Below are 23,899 nucleotides of genomic sequence, written 5' to 3' on the forward strand. Positions count from 1 at the left end.
ATCCACAGGCCTTTTTGGCCTCGTCCCGGCATTTCGGAAGATCAATCAGTTATGAGCACCATGTCGAACAGTTTGACCGAAACCCAAGCAGAGCACCTTGCCACGGCAGGCCTGTCGCAGGGTGACGTGTCCGACTTCTTCGCTCTTCTCAAGCCGCGCGTGATGTTTCTTGTCGTGTTCACGGCGCTGGTCGGCATGGTCGTGAGTCATCCGAATGTTCACCCGGTCGTGGCTTTCGTATCGCTTCTGATGATCGCCGTCGGCGGCGGAGCCTCCGGCTGCCTGAACATGTGGTGGGATGCGGATATCGACGCCGTGATGACCCGCACCCGCAAGCGTCCGATTCCGGCCGGCAAGATCCAACCGGGAGAGGCTCTGGCCTTCGGCGTGACGCTCTCCGTCGGCTCGGTGATCATTCTCGGTCTCGTCAGCAACTGGCTCGCGGCCGGGCTGCTCGCCTTCACAATCTTCTTCTACGTGGTCATCTATTCTATGTGGCTGAAGCGTTCGACGCCGCAGAATATCGTCATCGGCGGTGCGGCCGGCGCCCTCCCCCCGATCGTCGCGCAGGCTGCCGTCACCGGCCACGTCGCTTGGGACAGCATCGTGCTGTTCGCGATCATCTTCATGTGGACGCCACCGCACTTCTGGGCGCTCGCCCTGGTGAAGTCGGGCGACTACGAGCGCGCCGGCATTCCTATGATGCCGAACGTCGCCGGCCCCGATTCCACGCGCTTCCAGATTCTCGCCTATACCGTTCTGCTCGTCCCGCTCGGTCTCGCTCCGGTGGCTCTTGGCTTCGGCGGACTGGCCTATGCCATCATCGCGACGATCGGCGGCCTCGGCATGCTGGCGCTCGCCGTGCAGGTCTATCGCCTGCGCCAAGGCGAGCCTGCCATGCGGGTGGCTCAGCAGCTCTTCGGCTTCTCGATCCTTTATCTCTTCCTGCTCTTCGCAACGCTTCTCGCGGAGCATGGCTTCGGCTTCTTCCGGCCGGTCTTTGGGTGATCGAATGGCGGATAACAAAGCCCCTCACAGCCTGACGACCGAGGAACAGAAGCGGCGTCGCAAGCGTTCGCTCGCTCTGGCGCTCGTTCTCGGTGCTCTCGTGCTGATTTTCTACGTGGTTACGATCGCGAAGCTCGGACCGGGCGTCATGCAGCGCCCCATGTGAGATGAACCTGAGATAGAACCGATGGCTGAAACATCCAATCTCCAGCGCAAGATGCACCGTACGGCCTTCGCCTGCGCCGGCGTCGTCGTGGGAATGGTCGGCCTCGCCTATGCTTCCGTGCCGCTCTACGATCTCTTCTGCAAGGTCACCGGCTTCGGCGGCACTCCGATCGTCCGCGACGAGAACGGCTCGGAGGTCATGGACCGGACGATTGCCGTTCGCTTCGACTCCAATGTCGCGCCCGGTCTGAACTGGCGCTTTTCGCCGGAAAAGCCAGAGGTCAAGGTCAAGCTCGGCGAGACCACGACGGTCTACTACAAGGTCACCAATGCGGGTGATAAGCCCAGCACCGGCATAGCCACCTACAACGTGCAGCCGGATCTGGCCGGCACCTATTTCTCCAAGCTCGAATGCTTCTGCTTCACCGAGCAGACCCTGCAGCCGGGCGAGACCCTGGAATCAGCGGTCGTGTTCTACGTCGACCCCCGCCTCGTGCAGGACGCCGACGTGAAGGACCTGACCTCCCTCACCCTCTCCTACACCTACTTCCCCTCCAAGGGGGGCCAGCCGGTGGCGGAGGCGACATCATCCACCAAACCCATTGCTCAATAAGGGACGTGACAAGCTGGGCGGAAACGTCTTAAAGCGAGTTCACATTCGAGGCACGGAGACGACACGAAATGGCCGAGGCCCACGCCAAGAACCACGACTACCACATTCTTGAACCGAGCCCGTGGCCGCTCATCGGCGCGGTCAGTGCCTTCCTGATGGCGGCAGGGTTCGTGACCTGGTGGAAAGCCCTGACCATCGCCGGGATGCATCTCGGCCCCTTCATCTTCGGCGCAGGCATCATCGGCGTGCTTTACACCATGCTGAGCTGGTGGACCGACGTCGTGAAGGAGGCCAATACCGGCTTCCATACCCGCGTGGTCCAGCTTCACCACCGCTACGGCATGATCATGTTCATCGCCTCCGAGGTGATGTTCTTCGCCGCCTGGTTCTGGGCCTATTTTGATGCCGCTCTCTATGCCGGCGATCCGCAGCTCTACGCGCGCGTCGAGGCTCTCGGCGGCGTGTGGCCCCCGAAGGGCATCGAGACCTTCGATCCCTGGCACCTGCCGCTTCTCAACACCCTGATCCTGCTCACCTCCGGCACCACGGTCACCTGGGCGCACCATGCGCTTCTGGAGAACGACCGCCAGGGCCTCAAGGCGGGCCTGTGGCTCACGGTGATCCTGGGCCTCTTGTTCAGTTTCGTTCAGGCCTACGAGTACAGCCATGCGGCCTTCGGCTTCAAAGGCAACATCTACGGCGCCACCTTCTTCATGGCGACGGGCTTCCACGGCGCGCATGTGATCATCGGCACGATCTTCCTGGCCGTCTGCCTGCTGCGCACCTATCGCGGCGACTTCACGCCCAAGCAGCACCTCGGCTTCGAATTCGCCGCCTGGTACTGGCACTTCGTCGACGTGGTGTGGCTGTTCCTCTTCGCCGCCATCTATGTGTGGGGCTACGGCGGCCCCGTGGCCGGCGGCGGTCACTGACCCCGCTCACCGCAATACGATTGAGCAGGGGCGGCTTCAAAAGCCGCCCTTTGCATTTGGACTCCACGGCACCATCGACCATGGAGTTCGTTGACCGGTAAGCTTCTGGAGAAAAGCCGTGGCCCGCGATCCTTCCGCCCCCTCGCCGATCACCACCGGCCTCAAGGGCCTATGCCCCCGCTGCGGCAAGGGACATCTGTTCCAGGGCTATCTGAAGGTTCAGCCGAAATGCGAGGTCTGCGGCCTCGACCTCGCCTTTGCCGATACGGGCGACGGCCCGGCCTTCTTCGTCATGTCCTTCGTCGGCATCGTGGTGGTGGCCCTCGCTCTCTGGGCCGAGTTCGCCTATTCCCCGCCGATCTGGCTCCACCTCGTCATGTGGACGGCCTTGAGCATCATCCTGAGCCTCCTCCTCGTCCGGCCGCTCAAGGGCGTTCTCGTGAACCTGCAGTACCACCACAAGGCCGAGGAAGGGCGCTTCCAGAAGTGACGGCCTCGACCCACAATGGCCGCTCGCTGATCCTTCCCGGTCTGGCGGCGCTCGTCGCACTCGCCATCCTGATCGGTCTCGGCACCTGGCAGCTCCAGCGCAAGGCCTGGAAGGAAGACCTGATCGCGCAGATCGAGGCCCGGGCCTACGGCGATCCCGGCGCCATCGTCCCAGAGTCGGACTGGGCCACCTGGCGTGCGGACCAGGACGAGTTCCGGAAGGTGCGCATAACCGGCACGTTCCTGCACGAGTTCGAAGCCCCCGTTTACGGCCTCGCTCCCGGCGAGCGCCAGGGCGCGCCGATCCAAGGCTATTACCTGATCACGCCCCTGAAGCCCGCAACCGGCGCCATCGTGATGATCAACCGGGGATTCGTGCCCACGGATCTGCGCGATCCGGTCCGCCGGCCTGAAAGCCAGCCCCAGGGCGAGGTGACGATCACCGGCCTCGTGCGTGCGCCCGAGCCCCGCAATCCCTTCACGCCGAACGACGACCCCGCCAAGAATCAGTGGTTCGCCCGCGATCCGCAGGCCATCGCCGCGGCCCACAAGCTCGAGCGTGTCGCGCCCTTCCTGATCGATGCGGATGCGAGCCCCAATCCGGGCAGCTGGCCGCGCGGCGGGCAGACCCCGCTCACCGTGCCGAACAACCATCTGCAATATGCGGTCACCTGGTTCGGCATCGCGCTCACCCTGATCGGCGTCTTCGCCGCCTTCGCTTGGCGCCGGCTGAAGGGGCCGGAATCAGTCGAGCTGGAATAGGACGAAGAAGCCGAAGCCGAGGATGATCAGTCCGGCGCTGACGACCTTGGCGATGAAGAGCACCTTCAATAGCGCCTCATTCTCCGCCTTCCGCTCCGCCCGCTCGGCGCGGGTCATGCTCTCCTGGGCCTTGATCTGCTGAGCATAGAGCGAGGTCGCCTGGGAATGGCCGACAGCGCCATCCTTCTCCATCTCGATACGCTGGGCCATGACGCCGACGATAAGGCCGAGAACGCCTAAGCCCAGGAAGCCCGCGAGCAAGAACACCCCCACGACCACGCCCGCCAGCACGCCGACCAGAAAAGGCAGCAGGATCCAATCGGTCCGGGTCATACGCATGGGCGAAAGCATCTCCGAACGAGGCGAGCTTGGCTTATCGTCCTAGCCACTGTACCATACTACCATGTTCACGCTCATGACGACCGTAACCCATCTCACGATGCGCCTTGCAGGGCGTACGGGAGAGGCTTTGCGCGTCTGACAAGCGTAAGCATTTTCCGAAAGCTCTGCGGAGACGAGCAGGGCTTTTCCAAGAGTTCGATTCGCCTCCGTCCCATCCAGAGGAGAGCGACATGAACACCCAGGAAGCCATTCATCCACCCAGTCCCGCCGACGGCATCGTCATCCGTGCAGCACGTCCCGCCGATTGCGAGGGAATTGCGGCGTTGGGAAATATGCCCGGTTATCGCTGGGGCACCCTGCGCCTGCCTCATCAGACACCGGAGGCGACCCGGAAATGGCTGGAGAATATGGCCCCGGGCAATGTCAGCCTCGTGGTCGAGAAGGACGGCCGGATCATCGGCAACGGGGGTTTCGAGCGCCTCCAGGGCCGGCGCTCTCACATCGCCTATCTCGGCATGGGCCTGCACGATGATTTCCACGGGCAAGGCATCGGCTCAAGGCTGCTGCGCGAACTGATCATGATCGCCGACGACTGGCTGAACCTGCGCCGGATCGAACTCACGGTCTATGTGGACAACGCACCGGCCATCGCGCTCTACAAGCGTCACGGGTTCGAGACCGAGGGCACGCACCGGGAATTCGCCTTCCGGGCGGGCGCCTTCGTCGATGCCTATGCCATGGCGCGGATAAAAGCTTGAAATCTGCGACCGGATGCGGCTTGCCGTGTCCGGCCATGCCTCCTAATGTCCGGCCGAATTTCCCAGGAGATCCACCGTGCTCCATGTCTCGACCCGGGGGGAAGCCCCGGCGCTCGGTTTCGCCGATGCTCTGCTGACCGGTCTCGCCCGCGACGGAGGCCTCTACCTGCCGGAAAGCTGGCCAGCCCTCTCCGCTGACACGATCCGGGACTTTGCCGGCAAGCCCTATGCCGAGGTTGCGAAAGCCGTGCTCGGTCCGCTGGTCGACGGCGATATTCCCGAGACCGCGCTCGGCCGGATGATCGATGAGTCCTATGCCTCGTTCCGGCACGCCGCCGTCTGCCCGCTGACGCAGCTTAGCGACAACCTGTTCGTGCTCGAACTCTTCCACGGCCCCACGCTCGCCTTCAAGGACGTGGCGATGCAGCTTCTGGGCCGCCTCATGGACCATGTGCTCAAAGCCCGTGGAGCCCGCGCCACCATCGTCGGCGCAACATCCGGCGATACCGGCAGCGCCGCGGTCGAGGCCTTCAAGGGTCTCGATCAGGTCGATATCTTCATCCTCTACCCGCATGGCCGCGTCTCGGACGTGCAGCGCCGGCAGATGACGACATTGGCTTCGCCGAACGTGCATGCACTCGCGGTCGAAGGCACCTTCGACGATTGCCAGAACATGGTGAAGGCCATGTTCAACCATGCCCGCTTCCGCGACGAACTGCAGCTCTCGGGCGTGAACTCGATCAACTGGGCCCGCGTCGCCGCTCAAGCCGTCTATTACTTCACCGCCGCCGTTGCGCTGGGCTCCCCTCACCGGCCGGTGTCCTTCTCCGTGCCCACCGGCAATTTCGGCGACATCCTCGCCGGCTGGGTCGCCAAGCGCATGGGCCTGCCCATCGAACGGCTGATGATCGGCACCAATGCCAACGATATTTTGGCCCGCACGCTCGGCTCCGGTTCCTATGAGATCAAGGGCGTGCAGCCTACGACCTCACCGTCCATGGACATCCAGATCTCGTCCAATTTCGAGCGGCTGCTGTTCGAGGCTTACGGCCGCAACGGGGAGGCGATCCGCCGCCTCATGGCGAGCCTCAACCAATCGCGCGCCTTCGCCATCGATGCGGAGCCGCTCGCACGCATCCGCAAGGAATTCTCGGCCGCCGCCGTGAACGAAGACAACGTCGTCGCGGAGATGGCCGAGACCTATCGCGCCACCGGCTACGTGCTCGATCCGCACAGCGCCGTCGGCACGCGCGCCGGACGCGCTCTGCTTAAAGAGAATCCTGAAGTCCCTGTCGTCGCCCTGTCCACGGCTCATCCCGCGAAATTTCCAGATGCAGTCGAGCGCGCGACGGGCATTCGCCCCGCACTTCCGCCGCACATGGCTGATCTGATGGAGCGCAAGGAGAGCTTCACGGTTCTCCCCAACGACCAGACTGCGGTCGAGCGCTTCATCCGCGAGCGCGCGCGGGCGGTCAAAGGCGCTGCCGCATGAATCAGCATTTCGTCCGCGAGAAGCGGGTCGACATCTCCACCCTGTCCAACGGCCTGATGGTGGCGACCGAACGCATGCCCGAGATCGCCACTGCGACGCTCGGCGTCTGGGTCGGCACCGGCTCGCGGCATGAGCAGGCCCATGAGCATGGCCTGTCCCACCTCATCGAGCATATGGCCTTCAAGGGTACGGCGCGCCGCTCCGCGCGCCAGATCGCCGAAGATATCGAAAATGTGGGCGGCGACATCAACGCCGCGACCAGCGTCGAATATACGAGCTACACGGCCCGCGTTCTTGGCGAGAACGTGGACGTCGCGCTCGATGTTTTGGGCGACATCCTGATCAATTCCGCCTTCGACGCCGGCGAGCTCGCGCGCGAAAAGGGCGTGATCCTGCAGGAATACGCCGCCGTCGAGGATACGCCGGATGACCTGATCTACGACGCCTTCATGGAAACGGCGTTCTCGGGCCAGGCGGTCGGACGTCCGATCCTCGGCACGCCTGACACGATCAAGAGCTTCGACGAGGCGACGATCCGCGCCTTCCTCGCCCGTGAATACACGCCCGGCAAGATGGTTCTGGCCGCAGCAGGCGACGTGGAGCATGCCCAGATCGTCGACATGGCGGAACGCCTCTTCGGCGGAATGCCGGCCGTCACCCCGCAGCAGCCGGAACCAGGGCGGTACACGGGCGGCGAGCGGCGAATTTCGCGGAAACTCGAACAGGCCAATATCGTGCTGGGCCTGCCGGGCCTTTCGTTCAAGGATCCCGGCTATTACGCCGTTCACCTCTTCGCCCACATGCTTGGCGGCGGGCTGACCTCGCGTCTCTGGCACGAGGTGCGCGAAACTCGCGGCCTCGCCTATTCCATCGATTCCTTCCACTGGCCCTTCTCCGATTGCGGCCTTTTCGGCATCGGCGCGGGAACGGCGGGCTCGGACGTGCGCGAGCTGATGGACGTGACGCTCGCCTGCATGGAGCAGGCAACCCGCGACATCAGTGAGATCGAACTCGTGCGCGCCAAGGCGCAGATGAAGGTGGCCCTCCTCACGGCCCTTGAGACCCCAGGCGGCCGGATCGAGCGCGTGGCCCGCCAGCTTCTGTCCTGGGGACGCGTGGTAGCTAGCGAGGAGATCGTCAGGAAGGTCGATGCCCTCGAGGTGGGCCATGTCCGCGAAGCGGGACGCCGGCTTCTGCAGGGTGCTCCGACCTTGGCGGCCATCGGCCCCATCAAGGACCTGCCGCCTCTGGATGCCATCGCCTCGGGGCTACGTGGCTGAATTTTTCCGCCACCCCTTCCCTATGATCACGGCTGATTCTCCCTAATCCCGCCGCAAACCGGCCTCATGGCCACCTTGCGCATCGTGCGGAAAAGTGCCCCCGGTTTTCCGCGCCAAACGATGCGCATTAGAGATGGGGCATCGGATACAACCCAAAAGTGCAATCCACTTTTGGGTCCGATGCTCTGGTAACAATAATCAATGAGTCCTGCGGACAAGTGGGGAGCCTCTCCGGCTCCGCCTTGCCCTCAAGCCTCCTGACCGGTACCAATCCTGTTCCATTGTTTTAGTACCGGACGAAAGACCGAAGCATTGCGGATCGTATCTTTCGCCATAACCCTTCTTTTGGCGATCTTCCTGGGGCTGGCTTTACCGTCGTCGGGCTGGGCGGTGGAATCCGTTCGCGTCGACCCTAAGATGAAGGCCATCGACCTCACCCCGGCCATCGAGCGCTACAACTCGGACGGGGACGAGATCCGGATCTCGACCGCCCCGGGGCGCGACGGCATCGTCCGCCGCATTGCCGTGAAGGCCCGTGAGGCCGGCACCCGGCCGGACTGGATCGTCTTCGCGCTCACCAACGACACCGACGAGCAGGTGGACCGCCTCCTGGTCGCTCCGCATTTCCGGCTTACCGACTCCGGCGTTCTCTGGCCGGACCTCGGCGCGACCCGTATCGCGGCGATCACGGCCAGCCAGGGCATCAGACCCGACCGCGACGACAGCGAGGATGCGGATATCTTCCTCATCACCCTCGATCCGGGAACGACCGTCACCTTCGTGGCGGAGCTGCGCTCCAACAACCTGCCCCAGCTCCATCTCTGGGATGCTGACGCCTACAAGGATCGCGTCAACGGGCTGACCCTCTACAAAGGCATCATCATCGGCATCGCGGGCCTGCTCGCCCTCTTCCTCACCATTGTCTTCGTGGTGAAGGGTGCGCTGATCTTCCCAGCAGCCGCGGCTCTGGCCTGGGCAGTGCTGGCCTATGCCTGCATCGATTTCGGCTTCTTCCAGCGCATCTTCCCCATCACCGAAGCGACGGAACAGATCTATCGCGCCGGTGCCGAGGCGGTGCTCGCGGCGACGCTTCTCGTCTTCCTCTTCGCCTATCTCAATCTCAACCGCTGGCACGTGCGCTACAGCCACGTGACGGCCTTCTGGCTGGTGTTCCTCGGCGCCATGGTGGCGCTCGCCATCGTCGATCCGCCGGTCGCCTCGGGTGTGGCGCGCATATCGATTGCGGCCGTGGCCGGTATCGGCTTCGTGCTCGTGATCTATCTGGCAACGCATGGCTATGACCGCGCGGTCATGCTCGTTCCGACCTGGCTTCTCCTGGTGACCTGGGTGACGGCGGCGAGCTTCACGGTCGTGGGTCAGCTCTCGTCGGATCTCGTCCCCCCAGCCCTCGTCGGCGGGCTCGTTCTGGTGGTCATGCTGATCGGCTTCACGGTCCTGCAGCACGCCTTTGCCGGCGGCGCGTTTACGCGCGGCTTCATGAACGACACGGAACGCCGGGCACTTGCCCTGACCGGTGCCGGCGATATCGTGTTCGATTGGGATGTGGTTTCCGACAACATCTTCGTCAGCCCGGAGGTCGAGCACCAGCTCGGGCTCAAGCGCGGCTCGCTCGAAGGCCCGGCTTCCGCTTGGCTCGATCTGATCCATCCCTTCGACAAGGACCGCTACCGGCTCGCCCTCGACGCGGTGATCGAGCAGCGTCGCGGCCGCCTGACTCAGGATTTCCGCCTGCGCTCGGCCTCCGGCGCGCATCACTGGTTCCGCCTCAGGGCGCGCCCGGTGATCGGGTCGGACGGCGAGGTGCTGCGCATTGTCGGCACGCTTTCGGACGTGATGGACAGCAAGACCGCCGAAGAACGTCTGCTGCACGATGCCGTACACGACAACCTGACGAGCCTGCCGAACCGACAGCTTTTCTACGACCGGCTGGAAGCGGCCCTGACCTTCGCCAGCCAGGATGATTCCCTGCGTCCTACCGTTCTCGTCATCGACATCGACAAGCTGAAGGACGCGAATGCTTCGGCCGGCTATGCGGCCGGCGACTCGGTGCTGCTCACGCTGTCCCGCCGCCTGAGCCGCCTGCTGAAGCCCCAGGACACCCTGGCGCGCATTTCGGGCGACGAATTCGCGATCATCCTGCTCTCCGAGCGCGAACCGGATCGCATCATCTCCTTTGCCGACATGGTCCGGCGCGTCGTGACGACGCCCTTCACCTATGCCGAGCGCGAGATCTTCCTCACCGCCTCCATCGGCATTGCCCTCTACGATCCGCAGATCGCCGCGCGGCGCGAGGAGGTGTTGCGCAATGCCGAGATCGCCATGGCTCACGCACGGCGTCACGGCGGCGACCGGATCGAGGTCTTCCGACCCACCATGCGCTCGGATCGCAGCGATCATTTCACGATGGAGACCGATCTGCGCCACGCTCTCGACCGCAACGAGATGAAGGTGCTGTTCAAACCCATCGTGCGCCTGGAAGACCGGACCATCGCCGGCTTCGAATCCATGCTACGCTGGGATCACCCACGTCTCGGCCGCATCGGGCCCGAAGACTTCATGTCGATCGCCGAAGAGACCGGCCTCATCATCAAGCTCAGCGTCTTCCTGCTGGAGCAGACGGGCCGCGAGCTCGCCGCGTGGCAGAACGCGCTCGAGGTCGAACCGCCGATCTTCGCCAGCGTCAACATGTCGAGCCAGCATCTGCTGCGCCACGATCTGCTCCAGGACGTGAAGACGGTCATCGCCCGCACCGGTGTCATCCCGGGCACGCTCAAGATCGAGATGACCGAGAGCCTCGTGATGGAGAATCCGGAATACTCGGCCCAGATGCTCACACGTCTGCGCGATCTCGGAGCAGGCCTCTCGCTCGACGATTTCGGAACGGGCTATTCCGCCCTCTCCTACCTGCAGCGCTTCCCCTTCGACACGATCAAGGTGGATGAATCCTTCGTGCGCCTGATGGCCTCCGGGAAACCGGTCATCCTGCGCTCCATCGTCAAGATGGCGCATGAACTCGGCATGGCGATTGTGGCTGAAGGAGCGGAGAGCGAATCGGAAGCCATCGAGCTCTACCAGCTCGGCTGCGAATATGCGCAGGGTCCCGTCTTCGGAGAGCCGATGTCGACGCTGCAGGCCCGCCAGCTCGTCGGCGCGGCTCCAGCGGCAGCCTAAGTCATCAATATTCAGGCGTGGCCGGTTTCCATGGACAGCATGGCCGGCTCGATCCCGATCCCGCGCAGGGCCATCTCGTAACGCAGATCGGCGGCAGTGTTGAAGATCAGCTCCGCATCGGCCGGGCAGTTGAGCCAGCCATTGGCCTGAAGCTCCATCTCGAGCTGCCCGGCGCCCCAGCCGGCGTAGCCCAGCGCCAGCACTGCCTTCTCCGGCCCGTCACCGCGGGCGATGGCGCGCAGGATGTCGATGGTCGCGGTCAGGCAGATGCTGTCATCGATAGGCAGGGTCGACTGGGCAAGGTGAAAATCCGGGGAATGGAGGACGAAGCCCCGGCTCGTCTCCACGGGCCCGCCCATCAGCACCTGCATGTTGCCCACCTTCTGTGGCAGCCGGATCCGTTCCGGTTCGGGAAGGATCTCGAGCTGCACCAGCAGATCCGGCATGTTCAGATTGGCGGCAGGCCGGTTGAGGACGATCCCCATCGCCCCTTCCGCCGAATGAGCGCAGACATAGATGACCGATCGCGCGAAGCGCTCGTCCATCATGCCCGGCATGGCGACGAGGACCTGCCCGTCCAGATAAGGGGATTCGGTATCGTAGGGAGGAAGCTGCGAGCCCATATCCTAAATTCTGCCTTGCCGGACGCACCGCCCAATCACAGGATCGTGGATGGCGGGCCCGAAGATAAATGCATAAGGGAAGCGCGTCAGGGAGGTGTCAGTTCCATGGCATTCATGCTCCGCGCCATTTCGGCTGCGATTTTTTTGATTTTGTCCTTTACCGCGATTGCCGCGCAACCCCTCAACCCGTCCGCTGCGTCCCAGGGCTTCAATTCCCGCGCCCGCCTGATCTCGGGCGGTGAGCAAGGCGAGGTATGGCTCGCCGGCATCGAGATCACCCTCGACAAGGGGTTCAAGACCTATTGGCGCAACCCGGGCGATTCCGGCCTGCCACCCCGATTCGACTGGTCGGGGTCCGAGAACGTGGCCAGCACCGAGGTCCGCTATCCTGCCCCCTACCGGCATATGGATGCCGCGGGTGTCGCCTATGTCTACGGTAAGAAAGTCGTGCTGCCGGTTCTCGTGAAGGCCAAGGAGAAGGACAAACCGGTCAAGCTTGTCCTTTCCGCCGAATACGGGGTCTGCAAGGACATCTGCATCCCGGCCCGCGCCGATCTGACCCTGGACCTGACCAAGGACGGCCCGGAACGCAGCGCCATCGAAGCCGCTCTGGCGAAGGTGCCGCGCCCGCAGGCACTCGGCGCGCAGGCCGATTTGTCCGTCCTCTCCGTCGAGCCCGTGACCCAGGACAAGCCCGCCTATTCCGTCACGGTGCGCGCTCCGGCGGGCGTGAAACCTTCCCTCTTCGCCGAGGGTCCGGAGAGCTGGTATCTCTCGACTTCCCTGCCCGATGATGCGAACCGCTTTACCGTGACCGTGGAGGAAAAGCCCAAGGATGCTTCAGGCCCGGTTCCCCTGCGCCTGACTCTGGTAGCCGGTGACAAGTCCGTCGAAACGGAGATCAGCCTCGACGGCAACGGCCAGCCGCGCTAGGGAAGAGGCATTACGGCATCCCTTCGGAGTACTAAGCCCATGCCCATCCAGGTTGGAGAACGCCTTCCCCAGGTCACCTTCCGCATCATGACGCCGGACGGACCCGTGGCCAAAACCACCGACGATCTGTTCAAGGGCCGCAAGGTGGTTCTCGTCGCCGTGCCCGGCGCCTTCACCCCGACCTGCCATCGCAATCACCTGCCGGGCTACGTGCAGAAGAAGGACGAGATCAAGGCCAAGGGCGTGGATTCCATCCTGGTGACCTCGGTCAACGACGTGTTCGTTCTGGAAGCCTGGGGCAAGGCCTCCAGCGCCGAGGGCATCGAGTTTCTGTCCGATGGCAATGCCGATTTCGCCAAGGCCATCGGCCTGTCCATGGACGGCTCGGGCTTCGGCCTCGGCACGCGCTCGCAGCGCTATTCCATGGTCGTCGACGACGGAGTCGTGAAGGCGGTCAATGTGGAGGATGCACCCTCCAAGGCGCAGCATTCCGGCGCCGAGAACATCATGAAGGATCTTTGATCCTTCGCGTTAAGAAACCAGAGGGCTAAGCGCTTGCCCTCTGGCCCTGCTTCTTGAAGGGCTTCATCGCCGCAACGGCGAGTTCATCGACGCGGATATTGGTCGGATCGTCCGCGTGACCCTTCACCCAATGCCAGGCGACATCGTGCCGGGACGCGGCTTCGTCGAGTTCCCGCCACAGATCCTCGTTCTTCACCGGCTTGTTGTCGGCCGTGCGCCATCCGCGCCGCTTCCAGTTGTGCATCCATTGAGTGATGCCCTGGCGCACATATTGCGAATCCGTGAACAGATCGACGGCGCAGGATCGCTTGAGGGCCTTGAGCCCCTCGATCGCAGCGCGGATCTCCATGCGGTTGTTGGTGGTATGCGCCTCCCCGCCGGAGATCTCCTTCTCGCTGCCCTTGAAGAACAGGATCGCGCCCCAGCCGCCCGGCCCGGGATTTCCCGAGCAGGCGCCGTCCGTGTAGATCATCACGCGCTCCGGGCCGCTCATGCTTCGAGTCCGTATTCGCGGGCGTGTTTCACATGACGGTGGAAGTTGAGCTTGCGGTCGTATTCCAACGGATCCTTCGGCTTCACCAGCGCACCCGGCGGCACGTTGAGCCAGTCCACGAGGCGCGTCAGCATGAAGCGCATGGCCGAACCGCGGCAGAGGGTCGGTAGGGCCTCGACCTCCTGCGGCTCGAGCCGGCGAACGGATTGATAGCCCGCCAGCATTGCCCTGCCCTTGGTGAGGTTGAACGAGGCATCGATCTCGAAGCACCAGGCGTTGAGACAGATGGCGACGTCGTAGGCGAAGGCATCCGTGCAGGCGAAATAGAAATCGATCAGCCCCGACACTTCGGCGCCGATGAAGAACACGTTGTCGGTAAAAAGGTCCGCGTGGATGACGCCGGACGGCAGGTTGCGGGGCCAGGACTCGTGCAGGCTCGCGAGCTCCCGCCGCGTCCGCTCCGCGAGACCGGGCGACACCGTGTCGGCCTGTGCCTCGGCCTGCGCGAAGAGCGGCGCCCAGGCTTCGAGCGAGAGCGCGTTCGGCCGCTGCATGGCGAAATCCTGTCCGGCGAGGTGCAGTTTCGCGAGCGCTGCGCCAAGCGCCCCGCAATGCTGCGCCGTGGGACGGCGGACCGCGATGCCTTCGAGAAACGTGATGATCACGGCAGGCCGCCCAGAGACGCGACCGAGAGGCTCGCCCCGGCGGTTGTTGACCGGCAGCGGACAGTTGAGTCCCTTCAGCGCCAGATGCTGCATCAGGCCGAGGAAGAAGGGCAGATCGTCCTCCCGCACCCGCCTCTCGTAGAGGGTGAGGATGTAGGAGCCCTTCGTGGTGTGGAGGAAATAATTGGTGTTCTCCACGCCCTCGGCGATGCCCTTGTAGGACAGCACCGTGCCGATATCGTAGGTTTCGAGGAAGGCCGAGAGCTCCTCGTCGCTGACTTCCGTATAGACTGCCACCGCTTACTCCGCCGCCTGCTCACGAAGCTCGCGAGGCAAAGGAAAGAACACGCTCTCATCCGCCGTCGACACGCTCTCGACCGAGACCTCGTAGCGCTCGGCGAAGGCGTCGATGATTTCCTCGACCAGGATCTCGGGCGCGGAAGCGCCGGCGGTGATGCCGAGGCTGCGGATATTGCCGAAGAGAGACCAGTCGATGTCCTCGGCGCGCAGGATCAGCCGCACCAGGGGACAGCCCTCCCGCTCGGCGACCTCGCGCAGGCGCTGCGAGTTGGACGAGTTGGGCGAGCCTACCACGATCATGGCGTCCACCTGCGGCGCCACGCGCTTGACCGCCCCCTGGCGGTTCGTGGTGGCGTAGCAGATGTCTTCCTTGTGCGGGCCGACGATGGAGGGGAACCGCGCCTTCAGCGCGTCCACCATGTCCTGGGTGTCGTCGACTGAAAGGGTCGTCTGGGTGACGAAGGCGAGATTGTCGGGATCGGTGGGCTCCAGCCGGGCGATGTCGTCCACGGTCTCGACCAGGGTCGCCGCTCCCTCGGGCAACTGGCCCATGGTGCCGATGACCTCCGGGTGGCCCGCATGACCGATCAGGATGATGTGACGGCCGCGCTTGTGGTGGACCTGCGCCTCCCGATGGACCTTGGTCACCAGCGGACAGGTGGCGTCGATCCCGAAGAGGTTGCGCGCCTGCGCGGCCTCCGGCACGGACTTGGGAACCCCGTGGGCCGAGAAGATCACCGGAGCCTTGGTGTCGGGCACCTCGTCGAGTTCCCGGACGAAGACCGCACCCTTCCGCTTCAGGTTTTCCACGACATATTTGTTGTGCACGATCTCATGGCGCACATAGACCGGCGCCCCATGGATCGCGAGCGCCTTCTCGACCGCATCGATGGCACGCACCACCCCGGCGCAGAAGCCGCGCGGGGCACAGAGCAGAATGTCGAGAGAAGGCTTCGTCATGATCTGGCGATGTGGCGAGACGAGGCCCCTCCTGTCAAGCGGGAGCGACGCAGTTTCGCGGCGGGAATGGCCTCGAGAAACGCCCTTTTCCCTCCCCTTGCGGGGAGGGATCGAGCGTGGGGGTCGTAAAGTCAGAGCATTGAGCTGGATAATCGCTGGCGATGCTCTCCCATACCACGTCATCCGGCCTTGTGCCGGTGATCCCGATTGTGTGAAGCAAAGCGCTTTTCAGCATCGTCATGGCCGGGACGGGCCCGGCCATGACGGGAAGGGTTTCACCCAGTCGGACCACCCCCACCCCTACCCCTCCCCGCAAAGGGGGAGGGAATGCGCTTGCCATTCCCAACCTTGTGCGATGAGGCACGAAGCGGAGCTATTCTGGTCAAGAAATGCTCGCTCTTGCCCTTAAGAATCCCTAGAAAGGTGAAACAGCCCTTCATTTCCCCTGATCGCTCATGGCCTCCACCGCTTCCCACGTCAGCTTCCTTCCACCCATCCTGACCTTCTGCGGAGCGGCCGTTGTCGCCGTGCCTATTTTCCGCCTTCTGGGTCTGAGTGCCGTCCTGGGCTATCTTGCCGCCGGTGTCGCCATCGGCCCGTCGGGCCTGAGCTTGGTGGAGGACCCGCAGACTATCGCGACGGTCGCGGAACTGGGTGTGGTGCTGCTCCTGTTCATCATCGGCCTTGAGCTCAAGCTGTCTCATCTTCTGGAGATGAAAGGGGACATCTTCGGCCTGGGGTTCGCCCAGATGGCCGTGACGACCCTCTGTCTCGGCGCAGCGGCCTATGCCATCGGCTTCTCCCCTAATGCCTCCTTCGTCACAGGTGTCGCCGTCGCGCTTTCGGCCACGGCCATTGCCTTGCAGATGCTGGGCGAGAGGAACGATCTGCAGACGCCTTACGGCCAGCGCTCCTTCGCGATCCTGCTGTTCCAGGATCTGTCTGTCGTCCCGCTTCTTGCCATCCTGCCGCTTCTGGCCTCTGGCGCGGCAACGGAGCAAGGCTCCCTCATGGACCGCCTCCTGTCGGTTGGCGAAGCGATCCTCGGCATCGCGGTCGTCGTGCTGATCGGCCGCTATGGGCTCAATCCCTTCTTCCGCATCCTCGCCCGCAGCGGCGCCCGTGAGGTGATGACGGCCTCTGCGCTCCTCGTGGTTCTCGGCGCCGCTCTGCTGATGCAGGAGGTCGGGCTTTCCATGGCCATGGGCGCCTTCCTGGCCGGGCTGCTGCTCGCCGAATCGAATTTCCGCCACCAGCTCGAAGCTGATATCGAGCCCTTCCGCGGCATGCTGCTCGGCCTGTTCTTCATGAGCGTGGGCATGTCGATCGATCTTGCCCTCGTTCGCGAGCAATGGCTACTGCTGCTCATTGCAGCGCCTGCCGTCGTTCTCGGCAAAACCCTCCTCATCACCGTTCTGTCGAAGCTGTTCGGCGCGAGCTGGCGCGACGGCCTGCGCTCGGGAACGCTGTTGTGCACGGCAGGTGAATTCGCCTTCGTCCTTCTCCCTGTCGCAACGGCGCTCGGCCTCATGTCTCCTGCCGAGGCGCAGCCGGTCACGGCGCTCGCCGCCATCACCATGCTGCTCGGCCCGCTCCTGTCGACCTTTGTCGAGACGATGGTCGCCAATCGGGGCGAGAGCGAGGAGCAAGCGGACTTGCAGGGACTTGCAGGTCATGAAGGCGAACTCGAAAGCCGCGTTCTCGTGATCGGCTTTGGCCGGTTCGGGCAGATCGTGAACCAGGTTCTGCTGGCACGGGGCATCGAAGCGACCGTGATCGACAAGGATGTCGAGCGTATCCGCGATGCGGGGCGCTTCGGGCTCCAGGTCTATTACGGCGACGGAACCCGCCTCGACGTGCTGCGCGCGGCCGGCGCAGAGAAGGCCGAGATGATCTGCATCTGCATCGACGATCAGGAAGCGATGATGAAGATCATCGAAATCATCCATGAGAATTTCAAGAACGCCCGCAGCTTCGTGCGCGCCTTCGATCGCATCCATGCGATCGAACTGATGAATCACGATGTCGACTACCAGATCCGCGAGGTGTTCGAATCCGCCATCGTGTTCGGGCGTGCGGCGCTCGAGGAACTCGGGACCGAGCCGGAGGCGGCCGCAGCGGCGGCCAACGACGTGCGCAAACGCGATATCGCACGCCTCATTCTGCAAAAGGAAGTCGGCACCATGGGCGGTGCCGAGCTCGTGGTCGGCGCCAAGATCACTCCGGAGCCGCTCACTGTTCCCACGAGCAGAGCGAGAGCCCTCAGCCCGGAGACGCGGGACATCCTCGGCGAAGGCGTGTCGTGATGGATGCTCAACCTTCGGGGCAAAAGACCGATGCGGTGAGCGCGCCCCCACGTTTCGTGGTCGGCTCCACCATGCGCCACGTTCTCGTCATGACAGGGACGGGAGCAGCCGGTCTCGTTGCGATCTTCATCGTCGATCTCGTATCGCTCCTCTACATCTCCTGGCTCAACGATCCGAGCCTGACGGCCGGCGTCGGCCTCGCCACGGTCGTGATGTTCTTCACGGTATCGATCAATGTGGGCCTAATGATTCCCATCGGAGCGCTCGTCTCGCGCGCTCTTGGCGCGCGACGACCCGACGATGCGCGCCGATTGGCAACCTCCTGCAGCCTTCTCATGGCGGCGGTTGCGGCCGTGGTCAGCCTGATCATTCTGCCTCTGCTCCCGCTGATCCTGAGCACGATCGGCGCACGTGACGATGCCTATGAAGTCGCGAAAGCCTTTCTCTGGATCGCATTGCCGACGAACATCTTCATGGCCATCGGCATGGCATTCTCCACGGTCTTGCGTGCCGCAGGCGATGCCAAGCGCAGCATGTATGCCACCCTGTCGGTGGCGGCCGTCACTGTTGTCCTCGATCCCATCCTCATCTTCGGTCTGGGCCTGAAGGCCAACGGTGCGGCGCTCACCATCAACATCGCGCGCGTCGCCTATGTCTATGTGAGCTTCCTGTATCTCACCCGTGCTCACAACCTTTTGGCTCGACCGGATTGGAAAGCGATGGCCGTCGATGCGCGGTCGTTCTTCGCCATCGCGGTTCCGGCCATCCTCACCAATATAGCCGCTCCCGTTGCCAACGCCTTCTTCACGGGCGTGATGGCGCAGTTCGGCGACCAGGCGATTGCGGCTTCTGCCATCATCGACAGGGTTACACCCGTCGCCTTTGCCGGTGTCTTTGCGCTCGCGGGCGCCATCGGTCCCGTGCTTGGACAGAACTGGGGAGCACAGCGTTATGACCGCATGAAGCAGACGCTCAAGGACGCACTGACCTTCACAATCGTCTATGTCGGCACCGTGTGGCTCATCCTGTTCCTCGTGCAGGTTCCGCTCACGCGGGCTTTCAACGCGCCACCGGAAACGGCCGAGATCGTCCAGGTCTTTTGCCAGCTCAGCGGCTTCATCTGGTTTTTCATCAGTCTCGTCTTCGTGGCAAATGCCTCGTTCAACAACCTTGGCTATCCCCTGCTCTCCACCTTCTTCAACTGGGGCCGGGCGACGCTCGGCATGATCCCCTTCGCCTATTTCGGTGCACAGATCGGTGGCCCCAAGGGAGCGCTTGTGGGGATCGGCGCCGGATCGGTGGTGTTCGGGATCGCCGCAGTCATCACTGCGTTCTGGACAATTCGGCGTTTGGAGAGGCAAGCTGTTTCAGCCGTGTAAGGATTCAGCCGTAGCGTATCGCATTCGAGGAGGCTGCCATGTTCAACTGGTTCGATCTGATGCACCAAGCCCAGACCAGTGCAGCCCTGGCCTCTGTCGCGCAGCAATTTAACCTTTCGGGCGATCAGACGCAGAAGACCATGGCGGCCTTCATGCCGGCCTTCGCCATGGGGCTCCAGCACGCCACCGCCTCAAGCGACCCAGCCCGCCTTTTCCAATCCATGATGACCGGCGCCTATCAGAATTTCTGGCAATCGGCCGGCAACTCTTTCTCACAGCAAGCACAGCAGGAAGGCCGGCGGTTGCTGGACCAGCTCTTCGGCTCCGATGAGATCAGCCGTCGCGTCGCCCATCAGGCTGCCGACTATGCCGGCATCAGTACCGAGACCATGCAGCAATTGCTGCCGATCCTCGCCGGCATCATGGCCGGAGGCATGGCGCATTGGATGACTGCGCACGCACAGGCCATCCAGTCCTTTGCTGCCTCGAAGGATGATGCGAAAGGCAAACCGGGAAGCGCCAATCCATGGGCGGATCTCTGGGCTGGATGGATGACCGCGACGGCTCCCGAGAAGAAGCATGCCAATCCATTCGAGGACATGATGGCAAGCGTTCTGAAAGTGGCGCCTCCGCAGGCGCCGGAAGAAGAACCCCTCCCTTCGCCGTCTTTCGATGAAATGATGGAAAAGGGACGCGATATGCAGCTGCAATATCTCGCGTCCCTTCAATCGATCTTCAGCGATGCCTGGCAGGGCCAGGGTAAGAAGGTTTAGGCGCAGCGTTTGAGCGGCGTCACCATTGGAACCACGGGCCGGACTGGCTGGGCGGATTGATCCGGCCTTTCGGCACGGGAATGTCGCTCCGCATTTCGAACCAACACCCATGACGGATTGCGCGTAAGCGGCTCGTCGAGCGCGCTCGTCACATCGCTGCGCGTCAACCCGATATCCGCGAGCATCCGATCATCGAACTCGGCGAGATTTTTGACCTCTCGGCGGTGCTGCAGGGCTTTGACGAGATTCGAGAGCGCACGGGTGAACACACCCAGAGTAGCCATTCCTGAGAAGGTCATCGTCGATAATGCAGACCGGTTCATCGGGGGCCTCCTTGGCTCTCACATTCGATCTATCGCCGTTGGAACGACCGTTTCAGGGACGTTTCAACGCCGTTCCAGCGGGCGTTCCAACGGTGTTCCATGGAACGTTCTATCGGATATAGAATCTGCAACTAATTGAATTTGTTACACATTTTATATCCCGAAAATCTTGTACCACAGCTTATTCCATCACTTGAAACGATTGTTTGAGATATGTATCATCATGATTATTGATGATGAGGCTAAACGCCATGCACCTGCTCGACATTGACCAGCTTCGGACCTTCGTGGCGATTGCGGATACCGGGTCGTTCACCCGCGCGGCGGAGATCGTGCACAAGACGCAGAGCGCGGTCTCCATGCAGATGAAGCGGCTGGAGGATCGCGTCGGCAAGGCGATCTTCGAGCGCGACGGACGCCTGTCGAAGCTCACCGACGAGGGCGAGCGCCTGCTCGACTATGCCCGCCGGATCGTGCGCCTGAACGCCGAATGCATGGCGTCCTTCAACGAGCACGAGCTCACCGGCCGCGTGCGCCTCGGCCTCCCCGACGATTATGCCGACCGCTATCTGCCCGAGATCCTGGCCCGCTTCTCGCGCTCCAACCCGAAGGCCGAGGTGACGGTGATGTGCGAGCCGACGACGAACCTGATCGAGCGCATCCAGCACGGGGATCTCGATCTCGCGATCATCACCCATGTGGACCGGCGCGGCCCCTCCGAGATCGTGCGCATCGAGCAGCTGCTGTGGGTCACCTCCGCGCGCCACGGGGTGCACGAGGAGAGCCCGATTCCGCTGGCGCTCGGCCGCCCGAGCTGCGACTGGCGCCACTCGGCCACGGAGGCGCTGGAGAGCGCCGACCGGCCCTTCCGCATCGCCTATGTGAGCTGGCATTCCACCGCGGTGGGCGCGGCGGTCATGGCGGGCCTCGCCGTCTCCGTGCTGCCCGAGAGCGCGGTGCGCCCCGGCATGCGGATCCTCGGCCCCTCGGACGGCTTCCCGGCCCTGCCGTCGTGCAAGATCGGCCTGATCCGCGCCCGCGGCGAGGAGAATCCGCTCGCCGACGCTTTAGGCTTTCACATCAAGCAGTCGCTCGACAACCTGGGCTCGACCCGCACGATGGCGCCGCTGGCCGCGGAGTAAACCTTACTTCGCAGCAGGCCTGCGCAGCACGAGCACGTTGCCGAGAAGCGCCAACACGACGCCGATGACGGCAAGCGGCGTCCACACATAGCCCTCGATCAGGGTCGAGACGGTGAGCGCCACAATGGGAAACAGCACCGTGGCATAGCCCGCCCGCGCGGCCCCAAGACGCCGCAGCAGGGTGAGATACGACATGAAGGCCAGCACCGACGCGCCGACGGCGAGATACAGAAGCGAGCCGATATATTTCAGCGTCGGCTCGATGATGAATGCGTTGCCGCGCAACAGGTTCAGCGCCAGCAGCACCGCGCAGCCATAGGTCATGCCCCATGCGGTGGCGGAGAGAAGCGGCACGCCCCGGCGCTGCACCACCGTCGAGATCATGTTGCCCGAGCAGAAGAACAAAGTGCCGAGCACGCAGAGTCCTAAGCCTTTCAGCGCCGCCGCGTTGAAGCCCGCGCCCGCGATCTCCGGCCAGAACAGCAGGCCGATGCCCACCACGCCGATCGCGCCGCCGAGCGCCACCCGCGGCTCGACCGTCTGGCGGAAGATCAGGAAGCTTAAAGCGAGATTGAACACGGAGGCGAGCGAGAACACCACCGAGAGCAGTCCCGACGGCACGCTCAAACCGCCGTAATAGAACGACAGGAAGTTGAACGAGAACAGGCAGCAGCCCACCGCCATGAAGCGCAGGTGATCGGCCAGCGGAAAGCGCACCTGGTGCCCGGTGGCAAGCACCCAGGCCCACATGAGCGCGGCCGCGAGCAGGAAGCGCCACAGCACCGACATCTCCGGCGCCACCACCCCGAGCTGCGCCCTGATCCCGATCCAGCTCACGCCCCACAGGAACACGGTAGCCACATAGAGGCCAAGGGTCGTCCCGTCGATTCCCTTCAGGTTCGGCGCGGGCATGGCGGCGCTGGCGTGACTCATGGTGTTTCGTAGTCCTGTTGAAGCAACCGGGATACGCCCGCCGAGGCATCAGCACAAATGATGAAAACTGATCGATTTCCGTTGGAACGGTGATGAAACGTTCCAAGGCGGCCCGCCCCTGGAACGCCCCTGGAACGCCCCTGGAACGCCTTGGAACGCGCCGTTTCAGGCGTTCCAGGGAGCGAGTCGCTACAGTGAGCGGAAGCAGCACCCCGCCTGAGGCGCCCTCCGGTCTTGTCGCATCATCGCAACTCTGTACCATATGACGATCGCGGCGCGATGAGTTCATGCCCTATTATGTCTATCTCCTTGCGAGCCGTCGCTATGGCACGCTCTACCTGGGCGTGACGAACAATCTCGCGCGCCGACTTGATGAGCACCAGCGCAAGCTCATTCCCGGCTTCTCCGCCCGCTACGATGTCTCCCGGCTCGTCTGGTACGAGGTACACGAGCGGATCGACGAAGCCATTGCCCGGGAGAAAAGCCTCAAGAAATGGCGCCGCGATTGGAAAATCGCGCTGATCGAGGAGATGAACCCGGACTGGTCGGATCTGGGTCTCAGCCTGAACCGGTAAAAGGATCATCTGCCCCCTCCGTCATTCCGGGGCCGCGCAGCGGAACCCGGAACCCATAACCACCAAGGGTTCAGAACGAAACGCACGGCCAGTCGCATCATTTTCGAAGCGTCGTGTTTATGGGTTCCGGGTTCGGCTCATACGAGCCGCCCCGGAATGACGGACGCGCACTCCCATGCGCTGGAGCCCAACCTTGACCATTCCCACCGGCCCACCATATTGTTCCTATTTTGTTCTAGTCATTTCAAAGAGCCGATTGCCATGACGTTCCCGCCCTCCTCTCCCACCCAGTCCGGTCCCGGAAGCGCCGCCGCGCGGTTTCGGGAGAAGCTGTCGCCGGAGCAGATCGCCGTCATGCGCGACTGGGTCGAAGGCACCCCCTGGCCGTTCAAGAGCATCGGGAAGGAGCTCGGGGTCTCGGCCTCCACCATCTCCCGCTATGCCAAGGAAGGCGGCTGGAAGCGCCCCGAGAACGCGGCCCCGACGCCGCAGATTCTGCGGCCAAACCCGGAACCGGCGCACCAGCGGACCTCCCCGCCTCCTCCCCCGCCGCCGGGAGTGCGGCGCGAGCAGATCGTCGAGAGGCTCTGGACCCTCGCGGAGCGCCACGCCGCGATCCTGGAGACCCAGCCCATCGAGCGCGCCCAGCGCTCCATCCAGCCGCTGGCCCGCCTCACCCGCACACTCGGCGAGATGGACAAGCATGTCCGCACGCCCTTGCCCGCGCACGAATACGAGATCGACGCCCCCAAACCCCGCCGCTCCCTCCACGAGCTGCGCGACGAACTCTTTGCCCATCTCGAACGCATCAACCGCGAGGAAGGCTATGGCTGGGAGGTGCGGGAATGGTGGTTCAGCGATGGCGGAGGGATTTAGAAGTAGAGTAGATCAACGGTTTTAAGCGAGAGCCCCAGCGCACCTTTTCGAGGCATCAATTCA

General features: G+C 63.5%; 25 protein-coding genes. 18 read left to right on the plus strand and 7 right to left on the minus strand.

Annotated features, from left to right (window positions below; genetic code table 11):
* The first annotated feature begins 51 nt into the window (after positions 1-51).
* From JO965_RS19865 to JO965_RS19890, 6 genes are all read left to right on the plus strand, one after another.
* On the plus strand, positions 52-1,008 hold the full coding sequence (locus JO965_RS19865; RefSeq protein ID WP_203440728.1) for a heme o synthase: 957 nt from the start codon (positions 52-54) through the stop codon (positions 1,006-1,008).
* A 4-nt stretch (positions 1,009-1,012) separates the two neighbouring features.
* The gene (locus tag JO965_RS19870) at positions 1,013-1,174 is read left to right on the plus strand and encodes a hypothetical protein (RefSeq protein ID WP_203440729.1); all 162 of its coding nucleotides are present in this window, start codon (positions 1,013-1,015) and stop codon (positions 1,172-1,174) included.
* Positions 1,175-1,195: 21 nt separating this feature from the next.
* On the plus strand, positions 1,196-1,786 hold the full coding sequence (locus JO965_RS19875) for a cytochrome c oxidase assembly protein (protein WP_203440730.1): 591 nt from the start codon (positions 1,196-1,198) through the stop codon (positions 1,784-1,786).
* Positions 1,787-1,854: 68 nt separating this feature from the next.
* Positions 1,855-2,718, plus strand: coding sequence for a cytochrome c oxidase subunit 3 (locus JO965_RS19880; protein WP_203440731.1), 864 nt, complete (start codon positions 1,855-1,857; stop codon positions 2,716-2,718).
* Between the two features lie 118 nt (positions 2,719-2,836).
* Positions 2,837-3,208, plus strand: a complete 372-nt coding sequence (locus JO965_RS19885) for a DUF983 domain-containing protein (RefSeq protein WP_203440732.1) — start codon at positions 2,837-2,839, stop codon at positions 3,206-3,208.
* Positions 3,205-3,969: an SURF1 family protein gene (locus JO965_RS19890; protein ID WP_203440733.1), complete on the plus strand. Its 765-nt coding sequence runs from the start codon at positions 3,205-3,207 to the stop codon at positions 3,967-3,969. Before JO965_RS19885 ends, JO965_RS19890 begins: the two co-directional genes overlap by 4 nt.
* Here the strand turns inward: JO965_RS19890 and JO965_RS19895 are convergent.
* Positions 3,952-4,308: a hypothetical protein gene (locus JO965_RS19895; RefSeq protein ID WP_203440734.1), complete on the minus strand. Its 357-nt coding sequence runs from the start codon at positions 4,306-4,308 to the stop codon at positions 3,952-3,954. The two genes, JO965_RS19890 and JO965_RS19895, sit on opposite strands and share 18 nt — an antisense overlap.
* Before the next feature lie 233 nt (positions 4,309-4,541).
* Here JO965_RS19895 and JO965_RS19900 point away from each other — a divergent pair, with 233 nt between their 5' ends.
* From JO965_RS19900 to JO965_RS19915, 4 genes are all read left to right on the plus strand, one after another.
* Positions 4,542-5,069 (plus strand): GNAT family N-acetyltransferase, encoded by a 528-nt coding sequence (locus tag JO965_RS19900; RefSeq protein ID WP_203440735.1) that lies wholly within the window; start codon positions 4,542-4,544, stop codon positions 5,067-5,069.
* Between the two features lie 76 nt (positions 5,070-5,145).
* Positions 5,146-6,561 carry a threonine synthase gene (thrC, locus tag JO965_RS19905; RefSeq protein ID WP_203440736.1) on the plus strand — a complete coding sequence of 472 codons (1,416 nt, stop codon included), beginning with the start codon at positions 5,146-5,148 and terminating at the stop codon, positions 6,559-6,561.
* The gene (locus tag JO965_RS19910) at positions 6,558-7,841 is read left to right on the plus strand and encodes a pitrilysin family protein (RefSeq protein WP_203440737.1); all 1,284 of its coding nucleotides are present in this window, start codon (positions 6,558-6,560) and stop codon (positions 7,839-7,841) included. The genes thrC and JO965_RS19910 overlap by 4 nt, the downstream gene beginning before the upstream one ends.
* A 312-nt stretch (positions 7,842-8,153) precedes the next feature.
* Positions 8,154-11,033 carry an EAL domain-containing protein gene (locus JO965_RS19915; RefSeq protein WP_203440738.1) on the plus strand — a complete coding sequence of 960 codons (2,880 nt, stop codon included), beginning with the start codon at positions 8,154-8,156 and terminating at the stop codon, positions 11,031-11,033.
* An 11-nt stretch (positions 11,034-11,044) separates the two neighbouring features.
* On the opposite strand, the gene JO965_RS19920 is transcribed toward JO965_RS19915, so the two are convergent.
* Positions 11,045-11,656: a YqgE/AlgH family protein gene (locus tag JO965_RS19920; RefSeq protein ID WP_203440739.1), complete on the minus strand. Its 612-nt coding sequence runs from the start codon at positions 11,654-11,656 to the stop codon at positions 11,045-11,047.
* 105 nt (positions 11,657-11,761) lie between these two features.
* On the opposite strand from JO965_RS19920, the gene JO965_RS19925 reads away from it, so the two are divergent.
* Both JO965_RS19925 and JO965_RS19930 read left to right on the plus strand, forming a co-directional pair.
* Entirely contained in the window at positions 11,762-12,589 is an 828-nt protein-coding gene (locus JO965_RS19925) for a protein-disulfide reductase DsbD domain-containing protein (RefSeq protein ID WP_203440740.1), read from the plus strand.
* Positions 12,590-12,628: 39 nt separating this feature from the next.
* Positions 12,629-13,111: a peroxiredoxin gene (locus tag JO965_RS19930; RefSeq protein WP_203440741.1), complete on the plus strand. Its 483-nt coding sequence runs from the start codon at positions 12,629-12,631 to the stop codon at positions 13,109-13,111.
* A gap of 25 nt (positions 13,112-13,136) precedes the next feature.
* Here JO965_RS19930 and rnhA read toward each other — a convergent pair whose 3' ends face one another.
* The 3 genes from rnhA to ispH are packed head-to-tail and all read right to left on the minus strand — an operon-like array spanning position 13,137 to position 15,529.
* Positions 13,137-13,604 carry a ribonuclease HI gene (rnhA, locus tag JO965_RS19935; protein WP_203440742.1) on the minus strand — a complete coding sequence of 156 codons (468 nt, stop codon included), beginning with the start codon at positions 13,602-13,604 and terminating at the stop codon, positions 13,137-13,139.
* Complete coding sequence (locus JO965_RS19940; RefSeq protein ID WP_203440743.1) at positions 13,601-14,566, minus strand: homoserine kinase; 966 nt, start codon at positions 14,564-14,566, stop codon at positions 13,601-13,603. Before JO965_RS19940 ends, rnhA begins: the two co-directional genes overlap by 4 nt.
* Positions 14,567-14,569: 3 nt before the next feature.
* On the minus strand, positions 14,570-15,529 hold the full coding sequence (gene ispH / locus JO965_RS19945; protein ID WP_203440744.1) for a 4-hydroxy-3-methylbut-2-enyl diphosphate reductase: 960 nt from the start codon (positions 15,527-15,529) through the stop codon (positions 14,570-14,572).
* 455 nt (positions 15,530-15,984) lie between these two features.
* On the opposite strand from ispH, the gene JO965_RS19950 reads away from it, so the two are divergent.
* From JO965_RS19950 to JO965_RS19960, 3 genes are read left to right on the plus strand one after another with little or no spacing between them, the layout of a single operon-like run.
* Positions 15,985-17,835, plus strand: coding sequence for a monovalent cation:proton antiporter-2 (CPA2) family protein (locus tag JO965_RS19950; protein WP_203440745.1), 1,851 nt, complete (start codon positions 15,985-15,987; stop codon positions 17,833-17,835).
* Complete coding sequence (locus JO965_RS19955) at positions 17,835-19,214, plus strand: MATE family efflux transporter (protein ID WP_203440746.1); 1,380 nt, start codon at positions 17,835-17,837, stop codon at positions 19,212-19,214. Before JO965_RS19950 ends, JO965_RS19955 begins: the two co-directional genes overlap by 1 nt.
* Positions 19,215-19,252: 38 nt before the next feature.
* Positions 19,253-19,987 (plus strand): DUF937 domain-containing protein, encoded by a 735-nt coding sequence (locus JO965_RS19960; RefSeq protein WP_203440747.1) that lies wholly within the window; start codon positions 19,253-19,255, stop codon positions 19,985-19,987.
* On the opposite strand, the gene JO965_RS19965 is transcribed toward JO965_RS19960, so the two are convergent.
* Positions 19,984-20,310, minus strand: coding sequence for a DUF1127 domain-containing protein (locus JO965_RS19965; RefSeq protein ID WP_203440748.1), 327 nt, complete (start codon positions 20,308-20,310; stop codon positions 19,984-19,986). The two genes, JO965_RS19960 and JO965_RS19965, sit on opposite strands and share 4 nt — an antisense overlap.
* 251 nt (positions 20,311-20,561) lie before the next feature.
* Between JO965_RS19965 and JO965_RS19970 the strand changes: the two genes are divergently transcribed.
* Entirely contained in the window at positions 20,562-21,452 is an 891-nt protein-coding gene (locus JO965_RS19970) for a LysR substrate-binding domain-containing protein (protein ID WP_203444276.1), read from the plus strand.
* A gap of 3 nt (positions 21,453-21,455) precedes the next feature.
* Here the strand turns inward: JO965_RS19970 and JO965_RS19975 are convergent, their stop codons facing one another.
* Entirely contained in the window at positions 21,456-22,385 is a 930-nt protein-coding gene (locus JO965_RS19975) for a DMT family transporter (RefSeq protein ID WP_203440749.1), read from the minus strand.
* A gap of 287 nt (positions 22,386-22,672) precedes the next feature.
* On the opposite strand from JO965_RS19975, the gene JO965_RS19980 reads away from it, so the two are divergent.
* Both JO965_RS19980 and JO965_RS19985 read left to right on the plus strand, forming a co-directional pair.
* Positions 22,673-22,960, plus strand: a complete 288-nt coding sequence (locus tag JO965_RS19980) for a GIY-YIG nuclease family protein (RefSeq protein ID WP_203440750.1) — start codon at positions 22,673-22,675, stop codon at positions 22,958-22,960.
* Between the two features lie 261 nt (positions 22,961-23,221).
* Positions 23,222-23,836, plus strand: a complete 615-nt coding sequence (locus JO965_RS19985) for a hypothetical protein (RefSeq protein WP_203440751.1) — start codon at positions 23,222-23,224, stop codon at positions 23,834-23,836.
* Positions 23,837-23,899: the final 63 nt, after the last annotated feature.

The sequence above is a fragment of the Microvirga sp. VF16 genome (assembly GCF_016864375.1).
Lineage (GTDB): Bacteria > Pseudomonadota > Alphaproteobacteria > Rhizobiales > Beijerinckiaceae > Microvirga.

Coding starts and splice junctions, on each gene's coding strand:
- JO965_RS19870 (WP_203440729.1), top strand. CDS start 1,013: ATGGCGGATAACAAAGCCCCTCACAGCCTGACGACCGAGGAACAGAAG.
- JO965_RS19900 (WP_203440735.1), top strand. CDS start 4,542: ATGAACACCCAGGAAGCCATTCATCCACCCAGTCCCGCCGACGGCATC.
- JO965_RS19955 (WP_203440746.1), top strand. CDS start 17,835: ATGGATGCTCAACCTTCGGGGCAAAAGACCGATGCGGTGAGCGCGCCC.
- JO965_RS19895 (WP_203440734.1), bottom strand. CDS start 4,308: ATGCGTATGACCCGGACCGATTGGATCCTGCTGCCTTTTCTGGTCGGC.
- JO965_RS19980 (WP_203440750.1), top strand. CDS start 22,673: ATGCCCTATTATGTCTATCTCCTTGCGAGCCGTCGCTATGGCACGCTC.
- JO965_RS19975 (WP_203440749.1), bottom strand. CDS start 22,385: ATGAGTCACGCCAGCGCCGCCATGCCCGCGCCGAACCTGAAGGGAATC.
- JO965_RS19910 (WP_203440737.1), top strand. CDS start 6,558: ATGAATCAGCATTTCGTCCGCGAGAAGCGGGTCGACATCTCCACCCTG.
- JO965_RS19965 (WP_203440748.1), bottom strand. CDS start 20,310: ATGAACCGGTCTGCATTATCGACGATGACCTTCTCAGGAATGGCTACT.
- JO965_RS19930 (WP_203440741.1), top strand. CDS start 12,629: ATGCCCATCCAGGTTGGAGAACGCCTTCCCCAGGTCACCTTCCGCATC.
- rnhA (WP_203440742.1), bottom strand. CDS start 13,604: ATGAGCGGCCCGGAGCGCGTGATGATCTACACGGACGGCGCCTGCTCG.
- JO965_RS19880 (WP_203440731.1), top strand. CDS start 1,855: ATGGCCGAGGCCCACGCCAAGAACCACGACTACCACATTCTTGAACCG.
- ispH (WP_203440744.1), bottom strand. CDS start 15,529: ATGACGAAGCCTTCTCTCGACATTCTGCTCTGTGCCCCGCGCGGCTTC.
- JO965_RS19925 (WP_203440740.1), top strand. CDS start 11,762: ATGGCATTCATGCTCCGCGCCATTTCGGCTGCGATTTTTTTGATTTTG.
- JO965_RS19970 (WP_203444276.1), top strand. CDS start 20,562: ATGCACCTGCTCGACATTGACCAGCTTCGGACCTTCGTGGCGATTGCG.
- JO965_RS19865 (WP_203440728.1), top strand. CDS start 52: ATGAGCACCATGTCGAACAGTTTGACCGAAACCCAAGCAGAGCACCTT.
- JO965_RS19875 (WP_203440730.1), top strand. CDS start 1,196: ATGGCTGAAACATCCAATCTCCAGCGCAAGATGCACCGTACGGCCTTC.
- JO965_RS19960 (WP_203440747.1), top strand. CDS start 19,253: ATGTTCAACTGGTTCGATCTGATGCACCAAGCCCAGACCAGTGCAGCC.
- JO965_RS19950 (WP_203440745.1), top strand. CDS start 15,985: ATGGCCTCCACCGCTTCCCACGTCAGCTTCCTTCCACCCATCCTGACC.
- JO965_RS19985 (WP_203440751.1), top strand. CDS start 23,222: ATGACGTTCCCGCCCTCCTCTCCCACCCAGTCCGGTCCCGGAAGCGCC.
- JO965_RS19920 (WP_203440739.1), bottom strand. CDS start 11,656: ATGGGCTCGCAGCTTCCTCCCTACGATACCGAATCCCCTTATCTGGAC.